At 28.3% G+C, this 20,128-nt stretch carries 13 protein-coding genes; 9 read left to right on the top strand and 4 right to left on the bottom strand.

Annotated elements, in window-relative coordinates; all coding sequences use genetic code 11:
• Positions 1 to 51: 51 nt before the first annotated feature.
• From CLV86_RS01285 to CLV86_RS01250, 8 genes are all read left to right on the top strand, one after another.
• Positions 52 to 1,902, top strand: a complete 1,851-nt coding sequence (locus tag CLV86_RS01285) for an OmpA family protein (protein WP_121048716.1) — start codon at positions 52 to 54, stop codon at positions 1,900 to 1,902.
• 222 nt (positions 1,903 to 2,124) lie between these two features.
• Positions 2,125 to 3,141: a serine hydrolase domain-containing protein gene (locus tag CLV86_RS01280; protein WP_249037435.1), complete on the top strand. Its 1,017-nt coding sequence runs from the start codon at positions 2,125 to 2,127 to the stop codon at positions 3,139 to 3,141.
• A gap of 247 nt (positions 3,142 to 3,388) precedes the next feature.
• Positions 3,389 to 5,149, top strand: coding sequence for a helix-turn-helix domain-containing protein (locus CLV86_RS01275; RefSeq protein WP_121048711.1), 1,761 nt, complete (start codon positions 3,389 to 3,391; stop codon positions 5,147 to 5,149).
• A gap of 197 nt (positions 5,150 to 5,346) precedes the next feature.
• Positions 5,347 to 6,471 (top strand): serine hydrolase domain-containing protein, encoded by a 1,125-nt coding sequence (locus CLV86_RS01270; RefSeq protein ID WP_121048708.1) that lies wholly within the window; start codon positions 5,347 to 5,349, stop codon positions 6,469 to 6,471.
• A gap of 57 nt (positions 6,472 to 6,528) precedes the next feature.
• Positions 6,529 to 7,170 carry a hypothetical protein gene (locus CLV86_RS01265; protein WP_121048705.1) on the top strand — a complete coding sequence of 214 codons (642 nt, stop codon included), beginning with the start codon at positions 6,529 to 6,531 and terminating at the stop codon, positions 7,168 to 7,170.
• A gap of 30 nt (positions 7,171 to 7,200) precedes the next feature.
• Positions 7,201 to 8,067 (top strand): SDR family oxidoreductase, encoded by an 867-nt coding sequence (locus CLV86_RS01260; RefSeq protein WP_121048702.1) that lies wholly within the window; start codon positions 7,201 to 7,203, stop codon positions 8,065 to 8,067.
• Between the two features lie 66 nt (positions 8,068 to 8,133).
• Positions 8,134 to 9,237 (top strand): serine hydrolase domain-containing protein, encoded by a 1,104-nt coding sequence (locus CLV86_RS01255; RefSeq protein ID WP_121048697.1) that lies wholly within the window; start codon positions 8,134 to 8,136, stop codon positions 9,235 to 9,237.
• A 1-nt stretch (position 9,238) separates the two neighbouring features.
• Entirely contained in the window at positions 9,239 to 10,507 is a 1,269-nt protein-coding gene (locus tag CLV86_RS01250) for a S41 family peptidase (RefSeq protein ID WP_121048694.1), read from the top strand.
• 863 nt (positions 10,508 to 11,370) lie between these two features.
• Here CLV86_RS01250 and CLV86_RS01245 read toward each other — a convergent pair.
• From CLV86_RS01245 to CLV86_RS01230, 4 genes are all read right to left on the bottom strand, one after another.
• Positions 11,371 to 14,649 (bottom strand): P-loop NTPase fold protein, encoded by a 3,279-nt coding sequence (locus tag CLV86_RS01245; protein WP_121048691.1) that lies wholly within the window; start codon positions 14,647 to 14,649, stop codon positions 11,371 to 11,373.
• Between the two features lie 393 nt (positions 14,650 to 15,042).
• On the bottom strand, positions 15,043 to 16,794 hold the full coding sequence (locus CLV86_RS01240; protein ID WP_121048688.1) for an amidohydrolase family protein: 1,752 nt from the start codon (positions 16,792 to 16,794) through the stop codon (positions 15,043 to 15,045).
• Positions 16,795 to 16,856: 62 nt separating this feature from the next.
• Positions 16,857 to 17,717 carry a mechanosensitive ion channel family protein gene (locus CLV86_RS01235; RefSeq protein ID WP_121048685.1) on the bottom strand — a complete coding sequence of 287 codons (861 nt, stop codon included), beginning with the start codon at positions 17,715 to 17,717 and terminating at the stop codon, positions 16,857 to 16,859.
• Between the two features lie 5 nt (positions 17,718 to 17,722).
• Positions 17,723 to 19,543, bottom strand: a complete 1,821-nt coding sequence (locus CLV86_RS01230; protein WP_121048682.1) for an SLC13 family permease — start codon at positions 19,541 to 19,543, stop codon at positions 17,723 to 17,725.
• A gap of 262 nt (positions 19,544 to 19,805) precedes the next feature.
• Between CLV86_RS01230 and CLV86_RS01225 the strand changes: the two genes are divergently transcribed.
• Positions 19,806 to 20,108, top strand: coding sequence for an HPF/RaiA family ribosome-associated protein (locus tag CLV86_RS01225; RefSeq protein WP_076733218.1), 303 nt, complete (start codon positions 19,806 to 19,808; stop codon positions 20,106 to 20,108).
• The last annotated feature ends 20 nt before the right edge of the window (positions 20,109 to 20,128 follow it).

Here is a 20,128-nt window from a genome sequence, read left to right as displayed (position 1 = left end):
TGTTATATCAGTGTTATTTCGTTAATTCGCGCACTCAAAAAATAAATTTATATGAAACATAATTACAATTATTTTGCAATAGTATTATTTCTGGCATTTTTTGCTCAGTTATCTTTTTCTCAAGAGACAAACAAAAATTGGTCTTTTGAAATTGGTACTAGTGCTGTAGATCTTTTTCCTGTAGGAGAAAACACTCCACAAGGAGATTATTTCGACGAATTTTTTAACCTTAACGATCACTATAATTTTGGTGCTTATGTAGGTGTTACTAAAAACTTCAACAAGCACTTATCTATAACTGCTAAAGGTACAGTTAACGAGATAAGTAAATATGGTGAGTTTGGTGAAACAGATGAAAGTGTATTAGTTGATAATTTAAAATACTATGGTTTAGATGGTATGATAAATTATAGCTTTGGTCAAGGGAAATTACAACCATTTATTGCTGTAGGTGGTGGTTACACTTGGTTAGAAGAAGGACCATATAACACTTTCTCTAGCACATCTAACAGCTTAGTTGGTGCTGGAACTGTAAATGGATCTATTGGTCTTAAATATTGGGTAAGTAACAGGTTTGGTATTAATTTGCAAACTACTTACAAGCATGTTTTTGAAGATTACTTACCAAAACATTGGGATCACAATTTAGGTATTGTTTATAAATTAAATAAAGAAGAGCAAGAAGGTGTAGTAACAGAAACAACTACTACAGAAAATAGTCGTTGGTCTTTTGAAGCTGGTTTTAGTGCTATCAACCTTTTTCCTGTTGGAGAAAACGCACCACAAGGTGACTATTTTGACGAGTTTTTTAATTTAAACGATCACTACAATTTAGGTCTTTATGTTGGAGTAACTAGAATGTTAACTAATAACTTATCTATTACAGCTAAAGGTTCTGTAAACGAAATAAGTAAATATGGTGAGTTTGGTGAAACAGATGAAAGCGTATTAGTAGACAATTTAAAATATTACGGATTAGACGGTATGGTTAACTATAAGTTTGGTCAAGGAAAATTACAACCATTTATTGCTGTAGGTGGTGGATATTCTTGGTTAGAAGAAGGACCATATAACACTTTCTCTAGCACTTCTAATAGTTTAGTTGGTGCAGGAACAGTTAATGGATCTATAGGAGCTAAATATTGGTTTACAGATAAAATTGGTGTTAACTTACAAACAACTTATAAGCACACTTTCGAAGATTATTTACCAAAACACTGGGATCACAACTTAGGTCTTGTTTACAAGTTTGGAAAAGAAAAGAAAGAAGAAGTTAATAATGATATTGATGGAGATGGTGTACCAAATGAATTTGATTTATGTCCAGAAGTAGCAGGTTTAGCTAGTCTTGGTGGATGTCCAGATGCAGATGGTGATGGCGTTACAGATAAAGACGATTTATGTCCAGAAGTAGCAGGTTTAATTGAATTTGGAGGTTGCCCAGATACAGATGGTGACGGTTTCCCAGATAATAAAGACAACTGTCCTAAAGTAAAAGGTACAGATAATGGTTGTCCTGCAAAAGTGGTAGAGACACCAACTGCTCCAGCAGAAATTAAACCAGCAAGTTTAAGAAAAGTTTACTTTGGCTTTGATAGTGTTGAATTAGATGATAATGCTAAAGAAACATTAGATGAAATTGCAAATAGCATTTCTAACATGCAGTACAACATTGCTATTGAAGGTCATGCAGATAGTAGAGGAAGTAATGATTACAATTATAACCTTTCTGTAAAAAGAGCTCAAGCAATTAAAACATACCTTCTTTCAAGAAATTTAAGTAACGATGCTATTTCTATTTCAGGTAAAGGAGAAACTCAACCTATTGCTCCAAACACAACAGCGTCTGGAAGAGCAAGTAACAGAAGAGTTGAATTAACTATAAATATTTCGGCTAAGTAAATATTTATTTTGTTGTTAATTTTAAAGTGCTACTATATTTATAGTAGCACTTTTTTTTGTTATAAATTAAAATGATTCATTTAAAAAAATAACTCAAAACAATTCATCTATAAAATATTACAGATCGGTAAGTAAAAATATACTCTATTAGTAATCCAAAATATATTTGCATCAGAAATAAATTTAATATTAACGATTATGAACAAAAAAAAAATAAAAATCATGTTTAGAGTTATATTAATAGTTGGGTCTATTGCTTCATTATGCTTTGTACCATGGATATTGGTAAAAGCGTGGATTTTACCTTTACCAAATTCAGTCGAAGAACAATTAGACGAAGCTGTAAATCATGGGTTTGAAGGTGTTGTTGTTTATGTAGATCAAGCCGGAAAAAGTCCTAAAAAATATGCTTCAGGTTGGCATAATAAAGAAGAAAAAATACCTGCAAAACCAGATGCACTTTATAAAATAGCTAGCATAAGTAAACTATACGATGCTGTTGCTGTAACCAAATTAGTAAGTAGTGGAAAACTTTCTTTAGATAAAACACTTGCACATTATTTGCCAGAACTAATCGATAGAGTAGAGCATGCAGATAAAATTACATTAAGATTAATGATTCAACATAGAAGTGGAATTCCAAATTTTACAGACACACCAGACTTTTGGGCAGAACCTACAGAAACATTCGAGGAAAGTTTAGCTCTAATTGATGGTAAACCAGCAAACTTTAAACCAGGTAAAAAATATGAATACTGTAACACTAACTACTTATTTATCAATAAAATAATGGATAATGTTTTAGGTTATCCTAATTTTAAATTCATTCAAGAAGAAATTTTAAACCCTTTAAATCTTAAAAACACATTCAGTTCGGTTAATGAAGTAAACATAGATAATGTAATGAGTGGTTACCATATTGGTTATGAACATGATTTAAAAACAAACGATTATGGCATGCACGCTACAGCCCAAGATGTTGGTAAGTTTATTAGAGCATTAAATAATGGAACTGTGTTTAAAAATAATGAACAGGAAATATATGCTTCAGTTTATAAATTTGAGCACGATGGGTGGGTTCCTGGATATCAAAGTTTTACTAAATATTATAAAAACATAGATGCCGTAGTGGTTTTTTTCTACAGTACAACCGATCCAAAATTGCTTAACTGGAATTTATCTCAGATTTTAAATAAGAGAATTTATAGAATTATTAAAAAATCGAATAATGAAGATTAATAAAGAAATTGCATTCATTTTTTTAAACAAGGTAATTTGTACACCAATATAGATTGTACATACGCTTTATCAGACATCACAGAATATCATTTTAGCTTAACCATGATTTTATGTTAAATGAATTTATGTATAAAATATTAGGACGATTTTATACAACTTATTTAACAATTTATGTTTTTTGTTTTAATTTGTATAAAACCAAACTTTGATTAACCAGAAATCCATAGCAGTATTACCTTTTGTCAATATGAGCAATAATATTGATAACGAATATTTTTGCGATGGTATTACCGAAGAAATAATTAATGCATTAACCTCTATTCAAGGCTTAAAAGTTATTGCAAGAACTTCTTCTTTTGCTTTTAAAAATAAAAATATAGATGTTCGCCATATAGGGAATCAATTAGGAGTAGCAACAGTTTTAGAAGGCAGTATAAGAGTTTTTAAAAAAAGAATTAGAATTACTGCACAACTAATTAATACTACAGATGGTAGTCATTTTTGGTCTAATAATTTTGATAGAGAACTCTCAAATATTTTTGAACTTCAAGATGAAATTAGTCTTTTAATTGCCGATAAAATAAGAGAGAATTTTGGGCATTTTGAAGTTAAAGAACAATTGGTAGAGCATCCTAACATTTCTACACAAGCGTATCAAGAGTTTTTAAAAGCTAAAAAATTAACAGCACAATTTAACAAGCAAGCCATTTTAAAAGGTATTTCTATTTTAAAAAATATAATAGAAGCGTTTCCTAATTTTGCCTTAGCTTATATTAACATACATTATGCATATAATAGTATGGCTGCCGGCGGACTTATGCCTGTAAAGGATGCCTTTAAAAAAGGAGAAAATTACCTTAAAAAAGCACATCAATTAAATGTAAATCTACCAGAAGTATATCATTCTTATGGATGGAATGCTTTAAATAAAAAATGGGATTTTAAAACAGCAAGCCAACATTTACAAAAAGCACTTGAGTTAAAGCCTGGATATTCAGATGCGCATCAAAAACTTTTTATCACTTTAATTTTAGAAGGCAATCTTACAGATGCTAATTACCATATTAAAAAAGCTTATAGTCTAGATCCATTAAATGATTTAAATAATTATTTCATGGCTTATAATGCCTATGTAAACAAAGATTTTTCTGGTATTAATACATATTTTAATCGTTGTTTTGAAATAAATAATCAATTTATGGTTGGTTATGGTATTTATGCACTTGCTTTAAGCTTGCAAAATAAACCGTTAGAAATAATTAATGTAGCCAATAATATTCCTGAAATTGAAGGAGCAAAAGTAGAGCGTTTAATAATGACTACTATAGCTTATTGTTTACAGCAAGAAAATGATAAAATTCAAGCTAACATAAATGCATTATTGCTTTTAATGGAGTCTGAAAGTCGTGAACGAGTAAGCTTTTTTTTAATTTACATTTATACATTAATTGGCAGTTATACTAAAGCTCTGGATATTATTGAAACAGGAATTTTGCATAAAGAGCCATTAATGACATTATTAAAAGTAGATCCTTTATTATTGGCGTTGCAAAAGTTCGATAGGTTTAATGAGTATTTACAAATCATTTTCGAACGCTCTAACTCGCATATCTCTAAAAAAGAAGCTATTGTTAAACAACTCTTTTCTAAAGCTCAAGAAAAGCAATATAAAGTACTGTTAATAAAAGTAATAGAAGAAGAGCAGTTGTTTTTAAATTCAGATTTATCGTTACGTATACTGGCTCAAAAAATAGACATTAACGCTAACCAAATGTCATGGTTACTTAATTCTAGCTTTAAAAAAAACTTTAATGATTTTGTAAACCAATACCGTATTAATCATTTTAAAACTATTGCATTAAATCCAAAATTTAATCACATTACTATTTTAGGTTTGGCTTATGACAGTGGATTTAATTCTAAAAGTGTATTTAATACTTACTTCAAAAAAAACGAAGGTATTACACCTAGTCAATGGGTAAAAATTAATAAAAGCTCTTTGTTATAGCACTTGTTTTTTCTTTATTTAAAACACTCCATATTATCTTCTAAAAACAGTTAGTATTTACATTTTTAAATGGAAATGAGATAGTTAATGTTATAATTCCAAACGTTCTAAATTATAATTTAAGACGATTGGTGACACCTTATGCTTCAAATTTGCACTATCAAAACAATATTAATCCATTTTAAAACTAACCAATAATGAAATCATTAAATCAAACATTAAAAAAGGAAAAAACGTTTCTAAAAAGGAGAATAGTAAATCGCTTTATAATAGTACTTTCTCTATGCATGTTAACTTTTATGTCATCTTGCTCAAATGATGATGATATCTCATCAACAATAAACTATTCGACTGTTGAAAATTTACTAAATAGCATCGATTTTAAAGGTTATGCTATTGTAACTAAAAACGGAAATGATTTAGTCCGTAAAGGATTTGGACTAGCAAATAATAGTACAGCAATGCCTCAAGGTTACGATGTTGCTTATCGCATAGGTTCTGTTACAAAAACTTTAACCGCAGCTGCAATAATGCAACTAAAACGAGATGGCTTAATAAGCAGTTTAAATCAAACTTTAAGCGAATTTGATACCGAATTTCCAAACGGAAACGAAATTACAATAGCTCAATTATTATCGCATCAATCTGGTATTCCAGATTATCAATTTGTGGTTGAAGAGGCATATAACCAAGGAGAAACATTAGACGAAGAAGATATTTATGAAGTTATTATAGCATTAATTCTAGAAACCGGTCTCAATTTCTCACCTGGTTCTAATAAACAATATAGCAATTCAAATTTTCTCATCGCAGCTTTACTAGTGCAAGAACTAGCTCAAATGTCTTACCACGATTATATTCAGCAAAATATTTTTAATTCATTATTAATGACAGATACTAATAAAGGTACAAGTGTTATTGACGTTAATACGCACGCTCAAGGTTATAATAATGGAAGCGTTAATAGCACTTATCCAATAAACATAGCTTTTGGTGCTGGAGATTTTAGTAGCACACCAAAAGACATGGAAACTTGGACCAATGCCGTAAAAACAAATTGGTTTACAGACACTGAAAAAGCCGAAATATTTGCTCAAAATGTGCCTAGTGGTTATGTAGATTTTGGTTTAGGCTGGTTTACCACGCAAGAAGGAAACACCACACTTTATTGGCATGGCGGTGATATTGATGGCTATTGGAGTATGATAGGTTTTATACCAGAATACGAGGCTACAATAGTATTGTTAAGCAATCAACAAGATGACACAGGATTGCAACGTAATACAATTATTGAACAGCTGTTAATAAACGAGTTTAAGTAAAAAATCTTTAAAAGGTAACATCAATCAAAAAAACGAACTATCAAATACTTATTAAAAATGAAAAAATTATTAATCATCTGCTTAGCATTATGCACATTTAGTGTTTTTGCACAAGAAAATTTAAGGGCATCACAAGCTAACACTAGTTTAAAATACAGGTTTAGTTTTCCTGCAATTATCTTAGGCAACATTGGTAAAGGAGGAGAAAGAACTAATACGCAACATATAGAATTTCATTTAAAAAAAGAACTAGATGCTAAAAATATTATAGGTGTAAAGTTCGCTACATGGAGATTGTTTCAACCTATGGGAATTCAATGGTGGGATGACCTTACTAACAAAATAGATTCTAAAACTGAGTTTTATCCAGGTTATCTAAGAGAAATAGGTATAGGTGTATCTTACCAACGTATGCTTTGGAAAGGACTATTTGCTTCGGTTGAAGTATTGCCGCAATACAAAACCTATTTAGATCTTAACAACAAAAAAATAGCAAATGGTTTTAAGCTTTATACATCTTATCATGTAGGTTATCATTTTGCTTTTGGAAAAAAGAAACAATTCTTTATAGAACCTCAGTTTCATTGTCAAAATTGGATGATTGATACTAATACACCAGATGCATTTAAACAATTAGATAACAAGTGGGATTCTTATTTTTTATTTGAACCTAACCTTTATTTAGGCATAAAGTTTTAAAAAACAACATAGCGTTTAAAACTTAAAAAAATGGAAAAATCTATTTCACAAACTGTTTTATTAGCTGGAGCTACTGGATATTTAGGAAGTTATATTGCAAAAGCACTGGTTGAAGATAATTTTAAAACAAAACTAATAGCAAGAACAACTAAAAAGTTAACACATTTAAAAAGTAAAACGGTAGAAATTATAGAAGCTGAAGTAACAAAGCCAAAAACGTTATATGGTATTTGTGAAAATGTAGGAACAGTAATTTCAACTGTTGGTATTACTAGGCAAAAAGATAGATTAACTTATATTGATGTAGATTATCAAGCAAACCTTAACCTTTTAAACGAAGCTAAAAGAGCAGGTGTTAAAAAGTTTATTTATATATCGGCAATACATGGAGATAAATACAGATATCTTAAAATATTTGAAGCAAAAGAAAAATTTGTAGATGCATTAAAAACGTCCGGATTGGAATATGCTATAATTCGTCCAAATGGTTTTTTTTCTGATATGAAAGATTTTTTAAACATGGCTAAAAAAGGGAAAATCTATCTTTTTGGAAATGGAGAACAAAAGTTAAATCCTATACATGGTCAAGATTTAGCTATTGTTTGCTTGCAATCTATTAAAAGCACAACTACAGAAATTACGGTAGGTGGACCAGACATTTTAACATTAAATGAAATAGGAGAAATGGCTTTAGATGCTTTACAAAAACCAAATAAAATAATCCATTTACCGCATTATATAAGGCGATTTATATTATGGAGTTTACGAAATTTTACATCGTCTAAATTTTATGGACCAATAGAATTCTTTTTAACTTTAATGGCAGAAGATAATATTGCGCCACGTTTTGGATCTAAACGATTGTACCATTTCTTTAGAGAAAATATAAACCAATAGTTTAGAATTAAACTGCTAGTACTGTATTTATTTTTGGATAATTACACTTAAAAAATTAAACAAATTATGAGACGACTTATACTAATCTTATGCTTTTTATCAACTTTAGCAAGTGCACAAACAGACACTATAAACAAAATGATAGAAAGTAAAATAAACCATAATTTACAAGAACCATTACACAGTATTTTGTTTTATTTCGAAAATGAAAACTATCGTTATAACGAAGGTTTTGGTTTGGTAGATAAAAACAAGGATACTGTTTCAAAACATAGTGCTTATAAAATAGCAAGCAGTACTAAAATGTTTGTTTCAACTATTATTTTACAACTTGAAGAAGAAGGAAAACTTAATATAACAGATAACGCGTTTCAATATTTACAAGATATAGAATATCTTAAATTTAAAGATTTTCATATTTTTAATAATAAGCATTTTGCCAAGCATATTACTATTAAACAACTTTTATCTCATCGTTCTGGATTAGCAGATATTTTTACCGATAGGAAAGAGGCCTTTTTTTTAGAAATCACTCAACATCCAAATACACAATATTCACCAAAAAAAATTATAGAGTTGTATTATAAATATAACTTAAATAAAGAGCCACATTTTAAACCTAATCAAGGTTGGCATTACTCAGACATAAACTATGTTTTACTTGGTTTAATTATAGAAAAACTAGACAATACAACACTTGCACAATCCATAAGAAATAGAATAATAGCACCTTTAAATATGAAGGATACTTATTTTGAATTTTACGAAAAACCAACTCATAAAAAAGAAGTAATACATCAATATATAAGTAATATTAACTTTTCTAAAATTAATACGTCTTTTGATTGGGCTGGTGGCGGATTAGTATCTACAAATTTAGATATGGCAACATTTATACAAGGTCTGTTTCATTTTAAATTAATAAACCAAAAATCTTTACAAAAAATAATTGACGTAAAATTTACCAAAGAAAACGAAAGTAGATACGGCTTAGGTGTTTATGAGTTTGTGGTAAACAAAGATACCTTTTACGGTCATTTTGGGTTTTATGGTACTTTTATAGGTTATTCTCCTAAAACAAAAACAACACTCTCGTATAGTATTAGTCAAGCAACTCCTTATTTTAACACTTATAAGTTTGTAAATGAAATAATTAAAAGTGCAAAATAAAATGAAACCAATACTAATTTCAGTTTTTTGCCTATTCATTTTTAATGGTTTTTCTTATGCTCAAAACAAAAAGGAATGGCTAGAAGATATAGAATATTATAAAAATACGTTAGAAGATAAGCACATAAACCTTTACCATACCATTTCAAAAAAAGAATTTAATACTGAAATTAAAACTTTAAAGCATAAACTATCTACGTTAAACAACTTTCAAATTATAGTAGAGCTCATGCGTATTACTCAAAAAATTGGAGCAGGAGCAGGAGATGGCCATACTTCGGTGCCTTTATGGAATAAAGAACTTAATAAATATCCTTTAGAGCTTATAAATTTAGATGGACAATTAAAAGTTGTTAGTATTGCCAGTAAGCATCAACAATGCCTTGGTAAAACATTAAAAAGTATTAATGGTATTCCTGTAGAAGAGATTTATAAAAAAGTCTCAAAATTAACTCCATTTACAGAAAATAATTACTCTTTAATGGATAGAACTTGCAGTTATATGGTTATTTCGGAAATACTAAAAGCTTTACATATTATAACAAATACACAAAATGTAGAGTTTACTTTTAAAGATGAGCAAGGAATAGATATGTCTATTATACTTAAAGCTTATAGCAAAGATGCTTTAACTAAAATTAATTATAAAAAAATAAAAAACACGCATTCAAGTATCGCTGTATCAAAGGATGAAAAAAATAAGAATTTTTGGTTTACAACGTTAAATAATTCTAAAACGGTTTATATAAATTTTAATACGTATCCGTTAAAAGATGATATTACAAATTTCTCAAAACAAATTTATAATGTTATAGAAACCAACAAGTCTAAGCATTTAATTATAGATTTACGAGACAATTATGGTGGCGATTTTTTTAAAGGTTTAATACTTGCAAATTATTTAAACGCTTGTAATTCTATTAATTGGCAATCTAATGTGTATGTTTTAATTAATAGAAAAACATATTCGGCGGCAATGGTAAATGCTATACATTTTAAGCAAATATTACACGCTAAATTGGTAGGAGAACCAACAGGATCTAATCCTAATGGTTATCAAGATTTGGGACAATTTAGTTTACCAAATTCTAAATTATTAATAACATACTCAAAACGTAAATTTCGTTTTCAAGATGCAAATACTAATGGTTTGCAACCAGATGTTTACATTAATTTAAAATGGAATAGTTATAAAAATAATAAGGACGACGTTTTAAATTGGGTTTTAAAAGATATTGCTAAAGTAGAATTAAAAAAACGTAATCTCTGAGAATCGCGTATTTTAAAATTTATATAAGATTGTACAGAATATTAAAATTACAAGAAGCATTAAATTTTATGTTTTTTATCTAAAAACTAAATATTATAAAATACAGCAAATCGTTATAGTATAATTAAATAGAGTGAGTGTTAAAGTTTTCTATTTTACATAATATTAATTATAGTACATTTTATAACAATTAGCGTAATAGCGCATTTTGGCGATATTTGACATAATTACAGATATAACGTCTTTAGACTTATATCTATAGTAATTATGTCAAGCTAATTGTGGCTTCGTTAGAAAAATTTAGATGTGTAGCTATAATTAGTCGCTATGGAAAATAGCCGCTATTAAGCGCTCGATTGTTTTATAAAATCAAATTGCTCTGGCAATTTATTTTACACACAATTATCCAACGCTTGCCAACGCCAAAATAAAAGCTAACCTTTTTACGCTGTTTTAAAAATCGCGTATTCGATAAAATGTACGTAATAAAAAATTTTAGACGATTCTCGTGGATTGCCACAAGAGCATAAATTTTAAGAAAAATAAAATTCTATGCACTTGTTATATGTAGAACTTCAATTAATCCTTTTTTAATGTTTAATTATCTTTTGTCTTGAAACAAAAGAAACAAAAATTCAAGGCTGCATATAATTTTGGAAACAATTAACGTCTCATTCGCTATATTTTAGGAAACATTGGAACATATCAAGATTGCTTTGAAATCCCTTGTATAATTGAAATTATTAAGAAACTGTATTGCTAAACCCCTAAAATATGGACGCTCAATTCACCTATTGTTTTAGCCAAAATTTTATGAGGCCAAGTTTAACATCAATATTCTATTTTACATAATATTAGGCATATTAGTTTTTATCTCCTTCAGACTGTTCATCTTGTACTTCAAGATTTAATATTTTAGAAATTTTGAGCATTCTTTCATCTTCCTGATATTTTTCAGTATTAAATTTCAATTGAAGCTCTCCAATTGCTGATTCTTTATGTTCCTTGGATGAATTAATAATTTCAATTAAATCTTCATAATTATCTAAAAATATTGAAAAATTGTCATCAGACTCTATCAATGGAATAATTATTTTTAAAGTACTACTTTCAGGTTTACTCGATAAATTACCGTGTTTAATAAGTCCTTTTTCAAAAAAATGAAGTTCACTTTCTTTTACTTCTCCCCTTTCGTTTATAAAGATATCTCTTATACTGGTATAAGTACTACGTAATTTATTCCCATTTAGACTTTCAATTAATTCATCCCAGAAGCCAACATCTGCTGGAATAGATTCCTTTTCTAATGCTATATCTTTCATATAATCATCATAAGTACTGTAGAACGCATTTGAAAATTTGTCAATTAAGTCATTTTGTAATAACACAGAGAAAATCTTAAAGTTTTTATTGCTAGACTTAAAGGCATCAAGAATTTCTTCTTTTGATAGAGCTGTAAAATAATTTAATGATTCTTTAGATACTAACTCAATAAGTTTTAGTTCTTGACGATTTAAATGTTTAAAAAAGCCTTCAGTAATCAAATCAGGGCTTGTTTCAAAATACATATGCCAAGTGCTTAATTTCTCTATAAACCTATTCACTTTTTCTTCATCATCAGCAAAAACTTTATTGGCAATATTATTAAAGTTTTTTAATGCCCAATCAAGATTTAAAGTTGAAGTACCATAACTATTGATAGTTATATTATAAATAACATCTTTAAGTTTAGGGAATCCATTTGCAGTATTATTCGTAATAATTAACTTCAACAGACTACCATATGTATTGTAAACCTCAATCTTGTTTGAAATCTTATTTATTTGTTCTTCGTTTAGACTTCGTAAAGAATTTTGAAAATTTCCAGAATTATTATGTGCAGTTTGAAAATCTGATATTGCAATACAATATGCATCTATATAAATTTCATCTTCATTTATTCGAGCAGAAGATAGTTGATTATAAAAAGCTGCTGCTAATTTTAGCTTTAGTGGTTTCTTTTCAAGTGTTTTTAAAATGTTTATGAATTTTAAAAAATTCACTTTATCATTATATGCTACAGTCTTAATTTTTGTGTTTATTGCGTCAGTAATTCTATCAAAATTATATTCGCTATTAAGTATATTCAATTCTTCTAATCTAGCATCTGTTTTATCAATATCAAGAACATTACTATCATCAAAAAATGAATCTATACAATCTTTCTCTTTACAGCTAATTTTATATTTCTTATAATCATTTTTTACTTCATATATAAAATTTAAATATGAATCAGGATTGAAATTTACTTTGGGTATTAATGAAAATAAATCCAAATCTATTTTCTCAAGTTTAATATAGTTTTCAATAACTAATAGTTGTTCGGAATATTTCTCTTGAACTTTATTTTCGTTAAAATTTTCTTGTAACTTTCTTATTATTTTTTTTATAATATCCTTACTAATTATTTTATTGGTGTTTTTTAAGATGGCTTTATGATTATCATTGAATTCAGTAAATTGACCTTCTACATGAATTAATCCTTTGCCAAAATCTTTCCAAAAAGTATCCATCATGTTTTTTGAAAAAGTATCTTTTATAACTTCGTAAACTCTTACTAAACCTCGGAATTTTTCATTTAATGAAATTGAGGAATTTGCTTGAAGAAAATATTTTTGAAAAGCACGATGTTTTAACGAAGATTTTATAATGTCATCTTTACCTTCTCTTAAAGCAGTTTTCAATTGTCTGTCTAATAAAACTTCATCTGCCAATTCTTTTTTGACTCCAAAAGTTAACATAGAAATACTTGTATCTAAATTTTCATCATCATCAAATAAAACTTCGGCATTGCCTAAATAACTGCGATTTAAAATAGCTTCATTTGTCTTTTCAAGTATCTTATCTTTAGTAAGAATAAATAGAGATACATATCTAAATTTAATATTACCTTCTATAATGTCATCTTCCCATTCTTTATACATTGCTACTAAATTATTAACGTAATTAATAATTTGCCTTGGCTTTATTGTATCATGCGACGATAAAATGTCAAATAATTTGATTACATATTCTTTTTCGTCTTTTGAAATCAATTTTTTTCCAAATGCCTCATCAATGTTATAGTTTAAAAAGGATTCCCATTGAGTTACAACTGGAGGTGTAATTCGAAAGTTAACAGAAAATGTTTTACTAATAAAACCATGATATCCATTTTCTAAATGCTCTTCTAATTTGGCTTTATCATAGGGAATTATAACCCATGATTCAAAGTTATAATTATCTTCTGCAAAAAATGTATGTATAGATGACCACAGAGACTTTATTTTATCATTATCTAGCCTATCCAAATTATCAAAAACAAGGATTAATTTTCCTTTGCTTTTTATCTCACTTTCAATATTTGTAAAATATTCTCTGAATTGCTTAACTGATGGCTCGTCTTCAATAATATTCTGTACTTCTTCAGAATTAATTTCACTCCCATTAAACCAATAAAACATTTTTCCTAAAGTCACCCATTTAGTATCTCTATCAATTACATCCTTTTTTTCATTTCTTCCCCTCTCTATTTTATACTCTTTTCGTGAAAGACAAAACCCCCAAATAAACAATACTACAGGTAATAAGTATATCCACAAAATTGGTTTCCAAATACCAAAATTTACAGATTTCCAAATGTCATAATCTGTTAAAATATTTTCATATGAGCTTGAAAGTATTGTAAATAGTAATATAGCAAATGATATTATTAACCAATATGGTTTAATTTGTGGAAATTTTTGGGTATGTGTTGTGGAAGTATTTGATAGTAATCTGTTTTTTAAATCTTTCCATTTTTCTTTTTCAGTTAAAAATTCTTTAGAAAATAATTCATTTATTAGCTGTTCCAAAAAAGATTTCCTCGTCAAGTCCTCTTGACTTCCCCAAGAATCAAAAATAAAAGTATGATAATTGCTTCCTAATTCAGTTTGAATAATTTTAATTAAATTAGATTTTCCAGAACCCCATTCACCTTCGAGACCAATAACTTTCTTTTCAATTTTATCCTCTTTGATAACTTTTGAAATTACTTTAGCAAGATTGTCTTGAGAACCTCCTTCAAATTTATCCTCGCCTTTAGCTATTTTTGATAGGAATTTTGGGTAATCACTTTTTGTCATCAAAATATGTTTTATAATTTATAAAATTTCGTAATACCGTAATACGGTTCAACCATATAGATAATATGGAAGTGCTTTACAATTAATCATTTCAGGAGAGTTTAAATTTACAAAATAATGTAGGAATATATGTGAGGGAAAACCGTAAACTAAACAAAGTTTTTAACATTTTCAGACCATTCCACACACATTACGCTTACCTCCTACGTCGTCGCATAAAAAGTGTTCCATTAACATCGTAGAAGAAACTTTTGGGAATAAATTTTTTGAAGAAACTGTAGTAACAACTTTCGCTTTTAACCAAAGCTCAAGTTACATAACGCAGAACATTATAGTACATTTTATAACAATTAGCGTAATAGCGCATTTTACTGATATAACACCATTTCATATTTAAAGGATTAAATCGTCTTCCTTTTGCAATAAATAATTTTTACTAAAATATTTACGTAAAAAAGCATCTGTATTGTTATAAAACACTTTATCTATAGCTTCTTCCCAAGGTTGTCCAGCCATTAAATCGTCTATTTCTTTTAAAGAATATTGTGTTTCAGACGGCAAATTAATAACATTAAAACCTTGATATTCTGGCATTACATAATTGTTTAAAGCTTCGGTTATTTTTGCTCTAAATGCAGGTAAATGTGCAGCTGTATTATAATGGTCGAAAGGATCTACAATACCATCGTTATCTGTGCCTAAACAAATGGTTTTCCAAGCATCAATTTCGTTTATTTTAGAGGTTGTTCTTGTTTTGTTTACCTTTCTAATATAAGCCATATTAACTTTTACAATATGGAATACATTTGTTAAAAACATTTGTACATGTAGTTTTTTAGTGGTTTCCTCGTCTGCTTTTTTTAATAATTTTCTAAATTTATTACCAGGCATTCTACCATCATGCATACAAATACCTATTAATCCGTCTGACTTAAAAATTTCTACTATATCTTGGTCTGTTAAATTAATATCCCAAATACTAACGTATGAGTTTTTATCTAAATTAAAACTGTCTTTTGTTATAAGCGCATTGGCTAAAGTATCTATACCGCTTACAGCTGCATGACTACAAATAATAGGTACATTGTCTTTTAAAGCATCGCTTTTTTCTCGCATATTTTGTAGTAAATCGTAATAGCTTTTTCGTGCCAAAACAGACATGTGTTTAACGTCTATTAAAATGCGCTGTCCGTTTTCTCGAGACAGTAAATGGTCTATAATTAATAACATTCCAAAACTAGAAATACCTAAATCTTGACCAATGGTTTGATCGAAAATATCTGCAAATCCAGGATCAAAAGTTCCTTTTGCATCCATAAAACTTTTAGCATGCCCAACAAGTAAATTATTAAAATGATGTGCATATGTTATAAAAAATGGAGGAAATTCTTCCTTCTTTATGGCTTCAATATTTTTTATAAATGCTAATTTTAATTTGTTTTGTCGCTCTAGCGGAAGCGTTTCAATTTCAGCTGTTTCAAACAAATCTTGTTTATTATAAACACCTAATGCGTGCATACCTTCTATGGTCATGATACCACAAATAGTATCTTGAGCTTGTGTTTCTAAAAAATGCTCGTAATTTTTTACTAACTGAAACTTTGGTTGCATGCCATTAATTACGTTTTTAGAAGTAGTACCACTGGCATGTAGTAAGTATTGATATTCTAAAATATAATCGTAAAAATAATCTATGGTAGTTATGCTATTGTCATGAATAGGATCTATAAGTCTACTTGCTGTTTTTAAAGAAATGCCCGATAGTAAAGACACAATTTTTTTATCGACATAGATATTATTTTTAGTAAATTTTTTACCAAAAATTAATCCTAAAATAAATCTATGAACACCTGTACTTTTAGAAAACGGTCTGTATGGTTTTAAAAAAGGCTTTTCTATTGGGTAAACAGAGCAAAACACTAACCTATTATTACCTTGAAAGCAGCTATCTAAATTAGATTGCGAATAGGTTGCCATTTTTTTTAGTACAATATTAATAATCCATTTACGCGGACTTATATCTTTAAAATAATCTTTAGGTTTATTGTTTTTAAAAAAATCCCAAATACTCTCTATTTCTGCAGGATTTCCATATGGTTTTAAACTAGGATGATTGTGTAAATCGGAAATAGGCTTATTGCTCATAAAGCATTTTTTTGGTTGGATTGATGCAGTAATTTACAAAATATTTAAAGCTTTTAATGTTATTATTTGTCCATTTTAATTGTTCTAATAGGAAAAGGAATATTAATATTATTAGCATCAAAAGTTTCCTTTATACGCATTATGGCTTCGCTTTGTGTGGTGTACATCTGGCTTTTTTTAGTGAAATCGATATAAAAACGAGTAATAAAATTTATAGAGCTGTCTCCAAATTCTGTATAGTAAAACTCTATTTTTTCGTTACTATTTTGAGGGAACTCTGCTTTAATTAAATCTAACACCAACTGTTTGACTTCTCTTAAATTAGACTCGTAACCAACACCGCAAGCAATAGTTATGCGTCCTCTTTTATAAAATGAGTAATTAATAAAAGGTTCTTCTATAAATTTAGAATTAGGCATAACAACAATATGGTTATCTGGCCTTCTTAATACTACATTTCTTAAATTAATTTCTTCTACAAAACCACTATGCTCCGATGTTTCTACAAAATCGTTAATTCGTATTTTAGGTAAAAAGGAAAGCATAACACCAGAAAAAGTATTGCTTAAGGTACCTTGTAAAGCTAAACCAATTGCTAAGGCTACTACTCCTGCTCCAGCCAAAATAGATGTTAACGCTTTATCTAAATCTAATACGCCTAAGGCAATAAAAAAACCAGCTGAAAGCATTACAACGTAAATCATTTTTACAATAATGCGTCTAACAGATTGATTTTTAAGTTTTTTTCTTAAAATTTTTCTTAAAACTGAAGCTATTCCTCTTGCTAAAAAATAAAAAAGAATAACTACTAAAATGGCAATTATAAGATTAGGAACTCTTAGTATAATTGCTTCGTACCAACCATTTAGTTTATCCCAAAGTTTATCGACTGCTTGTTCTGTTTGCTGAAAGTAAAGAAACATGATTTTTATGTTTTTAATAATGTTGAAAGTATAAACGTACCAGAAATTAATAAGATGATAGAAAGTAAGCCACCTATTATTAAAAAGTGCCTAAACCTATAAATTCCTGTTCCGTAAATTAAAGTGTTTGTTTGGTAACCCATAGGTGTGAAAAAGCTAAAATTTGCACCAAACATTACTGCAAAAATAAATGGTTTTAAAGGTAAATTTAAGCTTGTAGCTAAAGCTATTGCTATAGGCGTCATAATTACCGCCGTAGCATTGTTTGAAATAAAACCGCTAAAAAGCATAGTAAACCCGAAAATAGAACCTAAAATAATAGTTTCGTTTTGGTCTTTAAGTAAAATTAAAAGTTTCTCTGATACCCAAACATCGGAACCAGAATTACCCATAGCAATACCTAACGGAATCATGCCTGCCAATAAAAAAATAATTTGCCAGTTTACACGTTTATATATTTTAGATAAATTAATACAGTTACCCAATAATAAAGCACCAACACCAGCTATAGAACTTGCTAAAATAGATAGTACGCCACTTGCAGCTAAACCTACAACAGCAATTATTGTAAAAATGCACCAATACTTTTTAAAAGGTTCTACTTCAAAATTATCTTCGTGACTTCTTAAAACTACAACATTTTCTAAATCGTAAAAATGAGATAATTTATCTTCGTTTACTTTTACTAAAACTCTATCACCAGATTTAACATATAGCTTTTTAAAAGCTTTTGGTAAGTATTGTTTTTTATTATTGGTTAAACTGTTTTTTTGAATACCTATAGGTTCTGCAATGTTCACTAAATCGCGTTTTAATTGTTTTAAAGACCTACTAATTAAATCGGAACCAGGTAAAACTAAAAGCTCGATATAATATAATTTAATGCTTTTCTTTTTACTATTATCTTCTTCGTTTTCATCTTCATAGATACTTAAACTGTCTTTATTTAGTGAAAGTTCAAAATCATCATCAGAAATAAGAGAAAAATCACTTACATCAGTTAATAGCACAATTTGATCGTGTTGTCTAACTGTTGTGTTTTTTCCTGGCGCGGTAAAAGCATTATTATCTCTAAGAAGTTTTAATATTTTAATATTAGGATTATCGTGAAATGAAATTTCAGAAAATGGTTTACCAATTAAATCGGAGCCATCTTTTACAGATAATGTGAATAAAAACTCTGATTTTTCATTGTATTGGCTGAGTTTACTTTCTGAATTTTTAGGAAGCCATTTACTTGCAATAGTCATAAAAACGATACCTATTACTAACAAAATAAGGCCATAGATTGAAAATTCAAAAAAACCAATAGTTTCTGCTCCACGCTCCATAGCCACAGCATTAACAATTAAATTTGTGCTTGTACCCATTAAAGTGCAACTACCACCTAAAATACCAGCAAAAGAAATTGGCATTAATAATTTTGATGAAGAAAAGTTATATTTTTCTGAAAGCTGAGACATTATCTTTAAAAAAATAACAATAACAGCCGTTGTGCTAATTACCGAAGATATACTTGCAGAAACTAACATAAATACTGGCACCATAAGCGCTAGTGGTAAAATTTTAAGTTTTTTTATTCCATCGCTCAATAAGGAAATTACGCCATTGTCTTCCATACCTATAGCAATAATCATGAGCATTAAAACTGTTATAGTTGCAGCGTTAGAGAAGCCGCTAATTGCCTCTTCTGGAGTAGTTAAGCCTAGTAGCACTAATGCTACAATAATAAAAAACGAAATTTTATCAATTGGCATAATTTCGGTTATAAACAATATAACCGTAACCGCAATTATAACAAAAACTAAAATAATTTGTATATCCATATAAATAAGCGGTTTATAAAATTAAATTCTTAATTAAAAATAATTTATACCTATTAAAGTGTACTATTAAATATATAATATTATTTATTATATAATCTATTAATTGCAATATGTATTTGTATAAAATAACACAATACGCAACCTGTACCATATTCTAAATAAAAATCTTAAAAAAATAAAAATTTATTACTAAAAATATATTAAAATTGAAAACAATGTTTTTATATTTTGTATATTTAATAATAACTTAAAATTTAATAATATGACTGTGAACTATGAATACGATGGTGTAACTGCTAGCCCAGAATTAGAAGAATACGTAAAAGGTAAATTAGATAAATTATTTAATAAATATGAATTTATAGTAAGAGCAGATGTTTTTTTTAAAACAGAAAACACCTCTGATAGAAATTCTAAAATGAAAACTTCTATTAGATTAAGTGCTCCTGGACCAAGATTGTTTGCAGAAACTGCAACAGATTCTTTTCATAAAAGCTCAGCAGATGTTGTTATAGCTCTTGAAAGACAATTAGAAAAACGAAAAGGTGCTATGCAAACACATTAAAAATAAACAATAGAAATACC

The sequence above is a fragment of the Lacinutrix venerupis genome, assembly GCF_003663945.1.
GTDB lineage: Bacteria > Bacteroidota > Bacteroidia > Flavobacteriales > Flavobacteriaceae > Lacinutrix > Lacinutrix venerupis.
This window is presented reverse-complemented; position numbering and strand designations above follow the sequence as displayed.